The organism is Delftia sp. (assembly GCF_059499305.1).
The window spans coordinates 108,467-121,498 of sequence record NZ_JCABYI010000005.1; the positions used below are offsets into that span (position 1 = coordinate 108,467).

General features: G+C 66.4%; 12 protein-coding genes. 7 read left to right on the forward strand and 5 right to left on the reverse strand.

The features are described 5' to 3' along the window. Positions 1–9: 9 nt before the first annotated feature. From AC5I49_RS05410 to AC5I49_RS05425, 4 genes are read right to left on the reverse strand one after another with little or no spacing between them, the layout of a single operon-like run. The gene (locus AC5I49_RS05410; protein ID WP_016449034.1) at positions 10–687 is read right to left on the reverse strand and encodes an N-carbamoylsarcosine amidohydrolase; all 678 of its coding nucleotides are present in this window, start codon (positions 685–687) and stop codon (positions 10–12) included. Next, positions 684–1,769, reverse strand: coding sequence for a 2,5-dihydroxypyridine 5,6-dioxygenase NicX family protein (locus AC5I49_RS05415; protein WP_012203775.1), 1,086 nt, complete (start codon positions 1,767–1,769; stop codon positions 684–686). The genes AC5I49_RS05410 and AC5I49_RS05415 overlap by 4 nt, the downstream gene beginning before the upstream one ends. 50 nt (positions 1,770–1,819) lie before the next feature. Further along, positions 1,820–2,665: an alpha/beta fold hydrolase gene (locus AC5I49_RS05420; protein WP_074923075.1), complete on the reverse strand. Its 846-nt coding sequence runs from the start codon at positions 2,663–2,665 to the stop codon at positions 1,820–1,822. Between the two features lie 11 nt (positions 2,666–2,676). Further along, the gene (locus tag AC5I49_RS05425; RefSeq protein WP_016449031.1) at positions 2,677–3,465 is read right to left on the reverse strand and encodes a maleate cis-trans isomerase family protein; all 789 of its coding nucleotides are present in this window, start codon (positions 3,463–3,465) and stop codon (positions 2,677–2,679) included. A gap of 323 nt (positions 3,466–3,788) precedes the next feature. Here AC5I49_RS05425 and AC5I49_RS05430 point away from each other — a divergent pair, with 323 nt between their 5' ends. From AC5I49_RS05430 to AC5I49_RS05455, 6 genes are all read left to right on the forward strand, one after another. Beyond that, on the forward strand, positions 3,789–4,946 hold the full coding sequence (locus tag AC5I49_RS05430; protein WP_016449030.1) for an FAD-dependent monooxygenase: 1,158 nt from the start codon (positions 3,789–3,791) through the stop codon (positions 4,944–4,946). A gap of 108 nt (positions 4,947–5,054) precedes the next feature. Next, a complete protein-coding gene (locus AC5I49_RS05435) occupies positions 5,055–5,612 on the forward strand; it encodes a (2Fe-2S)-binding protein (RefSeq protein WP_046985986.1) in 558 nt (185 codons plus the stop codon). After that, a complete protein-coding gene (locus AC5I49_RS05440) occupies positions 5,609–8,599 on the forward strand; it encodes a c-type cytochrome (RefSeq protein WP_495788956.1) in 2,991 nt (996 codons plus the stop codon). The genes AC5I49_RS05435 and AC5I49_RS05440 overlap by 4 nt, the downstream gene beginning before the upstream one ends. Positions 8,600–8,952: 353 nt before the next feature. Beyond that, the gene (locus AC5I49_RS05445) at positions 8,953–10,269 is read left to right on the forward strand and encodes an MFS transporter (protein ID WP_026062635.1); all 1,317 of its coding nucleotides are present in this window, start codon (positions 8,953–8,955) and stop codon (positions 10,267–10,269) included. Positions 10,270–10,514: 245 nt separating this feature from the next. Next, positions 10,515–11,147: a peptidoglycan recognition protein family protein gene (locus tag AC5I49_RS05450; RefSeq protein ID WP_043790601.1), complete on the forward strand. Its 633-nt coding sequence runs from the start codon at positions 10,515–10,517 to the stop codon at positions 11,145–11,147. 5 nt (positions 11,148–11,152) lie between these two features. Then, a complete protein-coding gene (locus AC5I49_RS05455; RefSeq protein ID WP_074923077.1) occupies positions 11,153–11,587 on the forward strand; it encodes a hypothetical protein in 435 nt (144 codons plus the stop codon). Positions 11,588–11,648: 61 nt separating this feature from the next. Here AC5I49_RS05455 and AC5I49_RS05460 read toward each other — a convergent pair whose 3' ends face one another. Beyond that, positions 11,649–12,092, reverse strand: a complete 444-nt coding sequence (locus AC5I49_RS05460; RefSeq protein ID WP_016449026.1) for a MarR family winged helix-turn-helix transcriptional regulator — start codon at positions 12,090–12,092, stop codon at positions 11,649–11,651. Positions 12,093–12,391: 299 nt separating this feature from the next. Here AC5I49_RS05460 and AC5I49_RS05465 point away from each other — a divergent pair. After that, a partial coding sequence (locus tag AC5I49_RS05465; RefSeq protein WP_495788957.1) for a formate dehydrogenase subunit gamma occupies positions 12,392–13,032 on the forward strand: 641 nt, incomplete at its 3' end.

The following is a 13,032-nucleotide window of genomic DNA, read 5'->3' on the forward strand; positions in this document are numbered from 1 at the left end:
GCGGTGGGATCAACCTGCGGCGAGGGCGTCGGTGTCGGCGATGGCCTGGCTCAGCGGCATCACGGCCGCGTACTTCTGGGCCATGTCGAACAGGTTGGCCTCGTGCGGGCCCAGGGCGCGGTCGCCGCAGCAGTCGGCCACGACCAGCGGGCGAAAGCCCGACTGCATGGCATCGACCACGCTGGCGCGCACGCAGCCGCTGGTCACGCAGCCGGCCACCAGCAGGGTCTGCACGCCGCGCTGGGCCAGCCAGGGTGCGAGCATGGTGCCGAAGAAGGCCGAGGGCGTGCTCTTGCGCACCACGTATTCGCCAGCGGCCGGGGCCAGCTGGGGCACGATGGCGCTGTTGGGGCTGTCTTCCTTCAGGGTCAGCATGCCGGGCACCTTCAGGCAGAAGATGTTGTGGTCGGCATCGTCGTCCGAGAACACGATGCGGCTGTGCGCCACGGGCCAGCCGCGCTCGCGCGCATGGGCCAGCAGGTGCTGCGTCTGCGCGATGGCTTCGGGGATGTTGCCGCCGCCGAAGACGGCCGGGTCGGCAAAGCCGTTGACGAAGTCGATGATGAGCAGGCCGAACGGGGCCTTGAGCGGCAGCGGCGTGCCGAAGCCCTGGCGTGCGTAGGCAGAGATGTCGCCCTGCACGCCCTCGGTGGGAACGCTCTGCGTGCTGGTGGTGGCGGTTGTCATGCGATGTCCTTTCCTTGCTTGGACCTTTTGGCGGCGCGCGCCAGTCCTTCCTCGTCCTGCACCACGCCGTCGATGACCGTGGGCTTGCCATCCAGCGCCACCGAGCAGTGGCGCATGGGGATGTCGATGTGGCAGGCCGTGGTGCGGCTGCCCCCGGCCTCGTTGTTGGGGCCCATGGACCACAGGAAGTTGCCCTCGAAGGCACGGGCGTCCATGCCGATGTGGGTTTCCTTGTTGTAGTGGGCCAGCATGGACCAGTGGGCGCGCGGCTGCAGCCCCCAGCCGATGTGGGAGACGGCATAGGCCTCGGGGTCCTCGTAGGAGGCCATGTACTCCTTGAGGATGTCGGCCTGCAGGCCGCCGCTGATGCGCGTGACGTAGCCCTTTTCGATGACGAGTTCGATGGGCTCGGTCACGTAGTCCTTCATGGGCAGCAGGATGTCGCCCCGGTCCAGCACCACGCGGCCGTTGCTCTCGCCCTCGTCGGGCCAGGTCAGCACGAAGCCGCTGGGCCAGTGGTCCCAGCGGCCGGGCTGGTCCACGAAGCCGTATTCGCAGATGGCCGGGAAGCTGCCCAGGCGGCAGCGCAGGTCGGTGCCCGCGGCCGAGGTGATGTGCATCTGCCCGGCCGCCTCGATCAGCTTGGATGCGGCCTGCACGCGTGCGCGGTCGCCCTCGGTGGGCACCAGGCGGCACAGCACCTCGGGCGGCTCCACGGCCAGCAGGATCTTGGTGCCGGTCTGCAGGATCTCGTGCTGCTCGGGCGAGAACAGCAGCGTCATCAGGTCCAGCACCAGGTCGCTGGCCTTGAGCGCGGCGATGGCGGCGGGGTTGCCGGTCAGTGGCGTGGTTCCCAGGTAGGCCAGCGAGTCGCGGCTCAGTGATTTTTCGGCATTGACGGGCGGCAGGTCCAGGCGGTTGACGCGCGCCCCCATTTCGCTGGAGGCGGCAATGGCGCAGCGCAGCGTCTGCGGGTGCGTGTCGGCGCCCGTGAGCACGGTGACGGTCTGGCCGGCTTCGAGCCGGGACAGCGTGAGCACCTGCTTCCAGGCGTGGATCAGATCGATATCGCTGACGGACATGGTCGGCTCCTTGGTGTCGCGATGGATGGGAGTGGGCTGCGGTTGGACATTCAGTCCACCCGCGCGCCGAGGAAATCGCCCAAGGCCACGTAGAACCCGGCCTCGTTGTCCCAGGGGATCATGTGGCCGGCGTTGGGCACGCGCACATGCTCGGTCTGGGGTGCCAGGCCTTGCCACTCGGCCACGTCCTCGCTGCGCACCACGTCGCCGCGCTCGGCCGTGACCAGCAGCAGCGGGTGCTGGATGCGGGGCAGGTCGGCATGGATGTCGTCACGGCCGAAGTCCTCGAAGCTCTGCACGATGGCCGGCTCGTGGCAGGTGTGCAGCCACTGGGCGCGCAGCTGGCGCTGCTCTTCGGTCCAGGTGGGGCAGAAGGCGCGCATGGCCTCGGCATCCATGCCCAGCGTGGCCTGGCGGATGGAGTCCACATACCAGGGCAGGGCGGCCGGGTAGGCGCGGCGGCCGGGGCCGGAGACCGGCGGATCGACGATGACCAGGCGCGTGAGCCCCACCGGCTGGCTGCGCGCGGCGCGCACGGCGATGCGCCCGCCCATGGAGTGGCCGACCAGCGCCCAGCGCTGCAGGCCCAGGGCCTGGGCGAAGGCGGCCACGTCGGCGGCCTGGGCATCGAGGCTGTAGTCCAGGCCCGGGCCGGAGGACGACAGGCCGCGCCCGCGCACGTCCAGCACATAGGTGTCGAACTGGCGGCCCAGGTGCTCGGCCACGAAGCCCCAGGTCACGGCCGGGCTGGTGATGCCGGGGATCAGGATGACGGCGTCGCGCTGCGCGCGTTCGCCCTCGGCGCCGCCGTAGCGCAGGTAGTGCTGGCGGATGCCGTTGGCATGGACGTTGCCGCCGTAGCGGAATGTGCTGGGGGTGCTGGAGGTGCTGGTCATGCGTGTGTTCCTCAGGCCTTGGCTGCGCTGTTGCCGGTGTCGTAGGGGTAGGCGCCCGACAGCAGCGCGCCCGCGCCCGGCACCACGGGGTCCAGCCCCAGTTCCTTGAGGATGGCATAGGTGGTGGCGATGGAGGCGGTCAGCACGGGCTTGCCGGTCTGGGCCTCGACCTGGGCCACGGCCGGCAGCGAGGGCATCTGCACGCAGGCCGACAGCACGATCACGTCGGCGTCGGCGTAGTTCATGCCGGCCACGATGCCGGGCAGCTTGGCGGGGTCGTGGCGGCCCACGTCCAGGTTGTCGGGGATCTCCAGCGCACGCCAGTCCACGATCTCGAAGCCTTCGGCGGCCACGTAGTCCATGACCAGCTGGGTCAGCGGAATCATGTAGGGCGCCACCAGGGCGATCTTCCTGGCGCCCATGACCTTGAGCGCTTCCACCAGCGCGCCGGCGCTGGTGATCACCGGGGCGGTGGCGCCATTGCTGGCCGTGCGCTCGGTCAGGCGCTGCTGCGAGACGCGGTGGTAGCCCTTGCCCATGGCCATGATGGCCACCAGGCAGGCATAGCCCAGCACGTCCACGCGCGCGTCGCTCAGCTCCAGCGCGCAGCGGTCGCTTTCGGCGTCCATGGCGGCCAGTTCCTCCTTTTGCACCTTCTTCATGCGCATGCGGCTGGAGTGGAAGGTGAAGCGGTCCTGCGGGCGCAGCGTGGAGTGGGCCTGCAGCATGGCCGGCACTTCGGTCTCCATGGTGGTGTTGGAGCTGGGGACGATCTGGCCGATGCGGAACGTTTTGGTCATGGACTTGCCTTTGCGAAGTTTCGAGGGTTTCTGATCAGAATCAACTGAGTGTGTACGCTTTATTCTTGCAAAAGACGTGCCGCCTTGCAAATGAGAATTTTCTCGGGGTTTGTACTGATTTGGTGCAGAAATTGCACCAAAAATGGCGAACTTCAATTTATTCTGCCGCCCTATGGTGCATGCGTCGATTTGAAAAATTCAAGCGCATACACCTGAATTAAGTGTTTTGTTGCCTGGCACGCTTCCTGCTCTACACCCTGCAAGGACGCGCCGAAGCAACGGTTGCCCCGTCTGGCTTTCAACATTCCTGCAAGGAGAAAACTGTGTCTCAATCCCCTCGAATCGCCGTTGTCGGCGCCGGTCTCGGCGGGGCTGCAGCTGCCAAGCTGCTGCTCCAGGAAGGCTTCAATGTCCGCGTCTATGAGCAGGCGCCCAGCTTCTCGCGCCTGGGAGCCGGCATCCACGTCGGGCCCAATGTGATGAAGATCCTGCGCCGCATCGGCATCGAGGACGCGCTCAACGAGCAGGGCTCGCATCCCGACTACTGGTACAGCCGCCACTGGCAGACGGGCGACGTGCTGGCCCAGATCCCGCTGGGCGACTACGCCGTCAAGGAATACGGCGCCAGCTACCTGACCGTGCACCGTGGCGACTTCCATGCGCTGCTGGTCGAGGCCCTGCCCGACAGCGTGATGGCCTACGGCAAGTTCCTGACCAAGGTGGAGGACCGCGGCAATGTGGTCGTCATGCACTTTGCCGACGGCACGACCGAGGAGGCCGACATCGTCATCGGCGCCGATGGCGTGAACTCCCGCATCCGCGAGGAACTGCTGGGCCCCGAGCTGCCCAAGTACGCGGGCTACCTGGCCCACCGCGCCGTGTTCCCCACGCCCGAAGTCAAGGCCGGCATGCTGCCCTTTGACGCCTGCGTGAAGTGGTGGAGCGATGACCGCCACATGATGACCTACTTCGTCACCGGCAAGGCCGACGAGCTGTACTACGTGACCGGCGTGCCCGTCGAGAAGTGGGACCTCAACGACCGCTGGCTGCCCAGCAGCAAGGAAGAGATGCGCGAGGCCTTCTCGGGCTGGCATCCCACCGTGCAGGCACTGATCGACGCCACCGTGGAAGTGACCAAGTGGTCGCTGCTCGAGCGCGATCCGCTGCCGCTGTGGAGCCGTGGCCGCCTGGTGCTGCTGGGCGATGCCTGCCACCCCATGAAGCCCCACATGGCCCAGGGCGCCGCCATGGCCATCGAGGACGGCGCCATGCTGGCGCGCTGCCTCAAGGAAGTCGGCGCGCACAACCATGAGCTGGCCTTCGCCCTGTACGAAGCCAACCGTGCCGAGCGCGCCAGCAAGGTGCAGCGCATCTCACACGACAACACCTGGCTGCGCACCAACGAAGATCCGTCCTGGTGCTTCGGCTACGACGTGTTCAACGTGCCCCTGGTCGAGCCCAAGGTCAAGGCAGCGGCCTGATACTCGCTGCCTTGCCGGACGAGGGGAGGGGAGGGAATCCCCCCACTCCTGTCCGGCCGCAGAACGCCGACATCCTGAACCGCAGCCAAGTTGCAAGAGCCTCGTCCCATGGGAACCCCAGTCCATCCAAGCAGTACCCCCCACCCCATCCGCCTGCAGGTCAATGCACGCGCATGCGAGGTGCCGGCAGCGCCCGGGACGGCGCTGCTGCATGTGCTGCGCAATGACCTGGAGCTGAACGGGCCCAAGTACGGCTGCGGCCTGGGCGAATGCGGCGCCTGCACGGTGCTGATCGATGGCGTGGCCGCGCGTTCCTGCGTGATCCCCGTGCGGGCGGCCGTGGGCCGCGAGGTCACCACGCTGGAAGGCCTGGGCTCGCGCCAGTGCCCCGGCCCCACGCAGCAGGCCTTCATCGACTGCCAGGCGGCCCAGTGCGGCTACTGCCTCAACGGCATGATCATGACCGTGGAGGCCCTGCTGCGCCGCAACCCCAATCCCACCGAGCAGGAACTGCGCAACGAGCTGCACCACAACCTGTGCCGCTGCGGCACGCATGTGGAAATCATGCAGGCCGCCCTGCGCGCCGTGCAGCTGCGTGCGCAACGCGCCGCGCTGCAGGCGCCCCCCGGTTTTCCATCTTCCAGCGCGGGCGAGGTCCAGCCATGAGCCCGGCCGGCCACACACCCGCCCTGCCTTCCGACCTGCTGCACGGCCTGGCGCTGCGCCCGCCCGTCGCGGCCTGGGACGGTCTGCGCTACCGGGGCAGCGTGCCCCTGCATGCACGGTTGCAGGACGCCCAGGCCATGGCTGGCGTGGTGGCCGCGGTGCAGCGCGGGCATTTTCTGGGTGTGGTGGCCGTGGCGCCTGTCCATGCCCGGCAGGCCGCTGCCGGCCTGGCCCCTGCCTGGGATGACCGGCAGGAAGCCAGGGCCGCCAGCGCGCCCCGTGCTGCCGACAGAGCCGACAAGGCTGACAAGGCCGACCTGCCCGATGCCGGCCGCTATGTCTGGCGCATGGCGGCGCCCGTGTCTTGCGAGGGTGCCGCACGCGCAGCCGTGTGGTGCCTGGACGGCCATGCCAGCGTCTGGCTGCCGCCCTGTGACGCGGATGTGCGGCAGATGATCGGCCGCGAACTGGCCGCATTGCTGCAATGTCCCGAGTCCGCGCTGCGGCTGTTCAGCCTGCCGGCCACGGCGGCCGGCACCCCGCATGTGCTGGATCTCATGGACGCAGCGGCCGATGCGGCCCTGCTGTCCCAGGCCGTGGGCCGGCCTGTCAGCGTGGCCTGCGAGGCCTGGACTGCTGCGGGCAGCGCAGACAGCCGGGAGCTGGTGCTGCGCGTGGATGCGCGGCCTTCGCAAGGGCTTGAAGCCGACACGGCGGTGCAGCCTCAGCCGGGCAATGCATCGCCGCAGCCAGACCTGCTGCTGTCCGACACGCCCTGGGCCGTGCGCCCCAGCATGGCGCGCCTGTTGAGCCAGCCCGAGCTGGCGCGCGCCGCGGCCCTGGCCACCGTGCTCGATGCCGGCGAAGTGCAAGAGCGCAGGCTGGCCGCCAGCCTGCGGCATGCCGGCGTCGATGATCTGAATGCCGCCCAGGTCTTTGCCCGCGAAAGCCACTGGCATGAGCAGGCGCTGGACCAGGGCCGTGATCCGCTGCAATGGCGGCTGCAGCACCTGCCCGAAGGCCCGGTGCGCGATCTGGCCCGGCAGGTGGCCGAGCGTGCGCAGGCATCGCAGCAGGCACCGTCCCACCAAGGTGCCGATGGCCGCCTGCTGGGCCGGGGCTTTGCCACCGCCCAGCTGCAGACCCTGGATGCGCAGGGCGCCGACCTCCATGCCTGGAGCGCCTGGGTGGCCGAGGTGGCCGTGCACCCGCAAACGGGCGAGATCGAAGTGACCCGCGTCGTGGCCGGCCATGACAGCCGCAGCCTGCAAGCGGCGCAGGCCGCCAGCACGCGGCCCGAGATCGTCCAGCAGGACCCGCAACTGCTGGCCGATGCGCGCCGGCTGCTGGGCACGGCGCCCGCTTTTGACGACTGGGCAGGGGCCACAGCCTCCGCTGCTTCTTTCGATGTGATCGCCAAGCCCGGCTCCGACCTGGCGCAACATGTGCCCGGCGATGTCGCGGTCATCCGCCAGGGCAATCTGGCGCTGGATGGCGTGGCCACGCTGCCCGCCGCCGCCGCCATTGCCAACGCCATTCACCATGCGACAGGCGTGCGCCTGCGCGAAGTGCCCTTCCAGCCCGAGCAGCTGCGCCTGGCCCTGGCGGGCGAGGGTGCCGGCAAGCCCGGTGCGGCGCGGCCCGGCCGTGGCTGGGGCTGGCTGGCCGCAGGCGCCGCAGGCCTTGCCGGCATGGCCGCCATGGCCTGGCCGCTGAAGCCGGCCCTGCCGCTGACCGACGGGCCCGACGTTTCCCTGTACTCGCCGCAGGCCCTGGAGCGCGGCCGCCTGGTGGCGGCTGCGGGCGACTGCGTGGTCTGCCACACGGCCCCGGGCGGCGCGGCCAATGCCGGCGGCTTCGGGCTGGAGACGCCGTTCGGCACCATCTACTCCACCAACATCACACCCGACAACGAAACCGGCATCGGCCGCTGGTCCTACGCGGCCTTCGAGCGCGCCATGCGCCACGGCATCCACCAGGATGGCAGGCAGCTGTACCCGGCCTTCCCGTACACGGCCTTCGCCAAGCTCAGCGATGGCGACCTGCAGGCCCTCTACGGCTACCTGATGTCCCAGCCTGCCGTGAAGGCCAAGGCGCCCGAGACGCAGCTGGCCTTCCCCTACAACCTGCGCCCGGCCATGGCGGGCTGGAACCTGCTGTTCCACGACGCCACGCCCTTCAAGGCCGACCCCGCGCGCAGCGCCGAATGGAACCGGGGCGCCTACCTGGTCGAAGGCGCGGGCCACTGCGCGGCCTGCCACTCGCCGCGCAATGCGCTGGGTGCCGAAAAGACCGGCATCCACTACCTGGGCGGCGGCGAGGCCGAAGGCTGGACGGCGCCCGCGCTCAATCAACTGGCCGGCGGCAAGCTGCCCTGGAGCCGCGAAGAGCTATACCAGTACCTGCGCACCGGCTTCTCGGCCCGCCACGGCGTGGCGGCCGGCCCCATGGCGCCCGTCATCCACGGCCTGGCCCAGTTGCCCGAAGCCGATGTGCGCGCCATGGCCACCTATCTGATGGAGTTGCCGGGCCAGGCCCCACAGGCACCACAGGCCGCCCAGGCCGCCCCGGCCATGCCGGCACCGGCGCCGGCCGCCGTGCAGGCGGCGGCGCCTGCGGCGCCACCTGCCATGGCCCTGGACCGCCACGCCAATGGCGAGCGCATCTACCAGAACGCCTGCGCCGTCTGCCATGAGGCGGGCAGCGGTCCCACATTGTTCGGCGTCAAGCCGCAGCTGGCCCTGAACACCAACCTGCATGCGGCCAGCCCCGACAACCTGGTCCAGGTGATCCTGAACGGCATACAGGCGCCGGCCGACGATGCGCTGGGCTACATGCCCGGCTTCGGGGACAGCCTGGACGACAGGCAGATCGCGGACCTGCTCGGATATTTGCGCGAACGATTTGCACCGGAGGAAAAAGCTTGGCCAGACGACACGAAGACGATTAACCGGCTGCGCATGCAGGCACAGGCGCATGCGCACTGAGGGCGGCAATGGGCAGCAATGGGCGGCGGCATGGGCGATGCCGCGGATATGGACACCTTGCCCTGGAATCTCTCCAGGGCCTGGGTCCTGACATCTGATGCTGGGGACGGGTGATGGGCAACAACGGACGGCGCTGTCGATGTGCAGCCTGTCCGCAATGCGCCCATCGCCCGGATGCAGAGACCGACATCCGGAAATTTTTCATCGGGCCATGGAGATGGCGCCGAGGGAGCGGTTCGCTCCGGATGTGTGAAGGGTGGAAGGCACGGCAGGAGACGGCAACACAAGCTGAACGGCCTTGCCTGGGAAAAGACAGATTCAACAATTGCGATGGCTAGAAAAGGAGTCCCTGCATGTCATCTACATACATTTCGGTGGAAAAAGGCATCCAGACAGCGGGTGTCGGCAAGTTCCAATATCGGCTGTTCGTCATCTTCGGGCTGGTCTGGCTGGCCGACGCCATGCAGGTGCTGTCCATCGGCTTCAGCGCGCCGTCCATTGCCAAGACCTTCGGCAAGACCGTGCCCGAGGCGCTGCAGACCGGCACCTTCTTCTTCATCGGCATGCTGATCGGTGCCTTCGTCTTCGGCCGCCTGGCCGACCGCATCGGGCGCCGCCCGGTGCTGATGATGGCCGTGGTGATCGATGCCTTTGCGGGCGTGGCCTCGGCCTTTGCGCCCGAGTTCGCCTGGCTGCTGGTGCTGCGCTTCATCACCGGCATCGGCGTGGGCGGCACGCTGCCCGTGGACTACACCATGATGGCCGAGTTCCTGCCCAGCGACCGCCGCGGCCGCTGGCTGGTGCTGCTGGAATCGTTCTGGGCCGTGGGCACCATCTTCCTGGCCATCCTGGCGCTGGTGGCCGTGTCCTGGGGTGACGATGCCTGGCGCGTGATCTTCTTCGTGACCGGACTGCCGGCGCTGATCGGCGTGGTGCTGCGCTTCTACATCCCCGAGTCGCCCATGTTCCTCAACCGCAACGGCAAGTCCGAGGAAGCGCGCAAGGTGCTGCAGCGGGTGGCCAAGGTCAACGGCACCACGGCGGACATCCCCGCCCTGCAGCCTGAAAAGCAGGAGCGCAAGTCCATCCTCGCGCTGTTCAACGGCGGCCTGCGCCGCCGCAGCCTCTCGCTGTTCCTGGCCTGGGCGCTGATCTCCATCGCCTACTACGGTGTCTTCGTCTACCTGCCCGTCAAGCTCAGCAGCGAGGGCTTCGCCTTCATGCGCGGCCAGGTCTTCCTGGTGGTGCTGGCCCTGGTGCAACTGCCCGGCTTTGCGCTGTCGGCCTATGGCGTGGAACGCTGGGGCCGCAAGCCCACGCTGATCGGCTTTTTGCTGCTCAGCGCCGTCGGCTGCATGTTCTACAGCCTGGGCTCGTCGCCCTTCGTGGTCATCGGCTCCACCCTGCTGATGAGCTTCTCGCTGCTGGGCACCTGGGGCGCGCTGTATGCCTTCACCCCCGAGGTCTACCCCACCGACCTGCGTGCCAGCGGCATGGGCATGGCCGGCGCCGTGGCGCGCTTCGGCGGCCTGTTCGCCCCGGCCATCATTGCGCCCATCATGGCCACCCACTTCACACTGGCCCTGGCCGTGCTGTCCGCCATGCTGGTGGGCGGCGCCCTGTCGATCTGGGCCGTGGATGTGGAATCGCGCAACCGGGCGCTGGATTGACGCCGAGAAAGAACTTCGAATGGAAAAGGCCTGCGCAAGCAGGCCTTTTTTCATGGCAAATATTCCAATCCAGATTCAGATCATTCCTAGAGACGCGGCTGTTTCTATCCTCTATGGTATGAGCCGGATCGAGGCCGGCAATCACGTCAAAATCGCCAAGCCCGCTCTGTAAATCCCATGCTTGTCTGTCATTCGGCTTGAATTGCTGGAGACCTTGCCATGGGCCAGAAAACTCGGAGGGATGCATGAAAGTTATTGAGAACGGACTTCTTGTCGATAGAAATGTCGAGGTGAAAATATTTCCTTCCATACAGCATGGCGATTTGCTGAAGGTGAATTCCATTGTGCTTCACAGGACGAATTCACCAACGGCAGCCAGTGTGTTGAACAGCTACAAGGCCGGCCAGAAGACGGGAGCCCATTTTCTGGTGGGGAAAGATGGAAAAATCCATCAGACAGCCAATCTGAAGAGAGTTTGCTGGCATGTGGGAATATTGCAGGTTCGCTGCCTCAACGAAAGCAATTGCGAAACTGCCGATTTTGAGAATATCAATGCCCTGCTGCATCAAAAGGGGATGGGATTCGGGCAAAGAGTGAGGAAGGTCTCGGAGCATGAAAAGCAAAAGCCCTACCCTTTGAGGTATCCTGTCAATGCAGAGTCGCTTGGGATTGAGGTGGTAGGCATGTTTCAGCGCCATACCCAGGACTACGAAGTGCCGACACAGGCGCAGTTGTACCAGACGCAATGGCTGGTACGCCTGCTGGTGGGTATCTATGGGTTGAGGATTCTGAGCGATGTCTACGCCCACGGAGCCATTGCAAGAAAGCAGCCCGCAGAAGGAAGCCAGTTGCTGCGCTATATATTCAGTGGAGCCTGATTCATATGTTCTTGAAAAATAGCCGACGGATGAAAATGAAATCAATCAGAGTGCTCATTGTTGCTCTGGGGCTTCTCATGTTGATCGTCTCTTTCGGTGCTGCATCAAGGCAGAAGAATTCTGTGACGCTGATCGGTGGAATTCAGCGATCCATTGGAGAAGGGCAAACAATGGGCTGCGAGAAAATTACGCTGCGGCCCAAGGATGTCATCCGTTATTTCTCCACGGCAACCGAGGTTTCCTTCTCCACCTTCCACTATGAATCGATCATTCTGCCTTGCGCCTTCAGTGGGAAGCTGCGGCGCAATGGCGTGGTCTATGGGTGGAGCATCAATGCAGCAGGCGCCGGGTATCTCTATCCGGAAGATGGGCGTGAGAATCTGTTTTTTCTTTGCTACAGGTCGTGCGCAAAGGCACTGCCTGGGTTGATGGGGCTTTGACGGCGAGGGCCCAAGCCCTTTGAGATCGCCTGGCAGCCATCCTCATGAAAACAGGGGCTCTTCAATCCGCCTCGCCACCTTCCAGCATCTTCTTGAGCAAAAAATCCAGCGCCAGGCGCTCGGCCGGATTGAGCTTGCCGTAGGTGCTTTCGGTGATCTGCTTGGCGAAGGGCTCCATGTCGCGCACCAGGTCCTGGCCGGCCTCGGTGAGGTTGATGACGACCTTGCGGCGGTCGATGCGGTCATGGTCCACCTGCACCAGTTCGCGCTGCTTGAGCCGGTCCACCACGCCGCGGATGGTGGCTTGGTCGATCACGGTGGCCTTGACGATGTCGGCCAGCGAGCTGCCGCTGTTGTCGCGCACGGAGCACAGCACCACGAATTGCGCGGCCGTGAGCTGCGAGTCGGGAATGTATTGCTGGAAGAGTGCAGTGTGGCGCTGATAGACACGCCGCAGCAGGTGGCCGATCTGGTCTGAAAAATGATAGCCATCCTGTGGCGTCATGGCTGATGGCGGGTGGTTCATGGTGCGCGTGAGCTTATCAAAATTCACACCAAATACCGTGTGATTTGCGACAAGCCGGGCGCATTTGCCAAGTGGCGCAAACCCGCGCTGGCTGCGGCATCCGCAAGACCCGGGGCAGCAGGCGCAGCACTGCCCGGCGGCTCATTTGCCGATTGAATGGCGCAATCATCCGTTTGAATTTGACGGCTTGCCCGGCAGGCCTTGAAATGGCATGAGAGACAAAGCGCCAGCGGACCGGACCGCGCCGCTCCCCACAACGAAAGCCAGCAGGGACACCCATGCCAGCCACACAAGGGAAGATCATTCCCATTGCCGTCCTCAATGCCGCTGTTGCCGGCAGCGCACTCGGCGTCCATGAGCGCGAGGCCGTCGAGCACGCCATTGCCGTCCATACCCGGCGCCCCGGCCCCCTGATCGAGTTGCTGCACGCCGTGCAGGACATGCTGGGCCATATCCCCGAAGCCGCCGTGCCGCGCATCGCCGATGCGCTGAACCTCTCGCGTGCCGAGGTGCATGGCGTCATCTCCTACTACCCCCATTTCCGCAGCACGCCAGCGGGCCGCCATGTGCTGCAGGTCTGCCGCGCCGAGGCCTGCCAGTCGCGCGGTGCCGACGCGCTGCTGGCCCACGCAGGCCAGGCGCTGGGCTGCGGATCGAGTGGGCACGGGCATGGGCATGGAACCATTGCCGATGGCGCCGTCACGCTGGAGCCGGTCTACTGCCTGGGCCTGTGCGCGTCATCGCCTGCCGTGATGCTCGATGGCCAGCCCCATGCGCATGTCACGGCCAACGGCCTGGATGCACTCATCGCGCAATGCCGCCAGCCGGAGCAGACTGGCGAGCCGGTGGCCCAGCCTGCGCATGCAGGGACAGGGACAGGGACAGGGACAGGGACAGGGACAGGGACAGGGACAGGGAC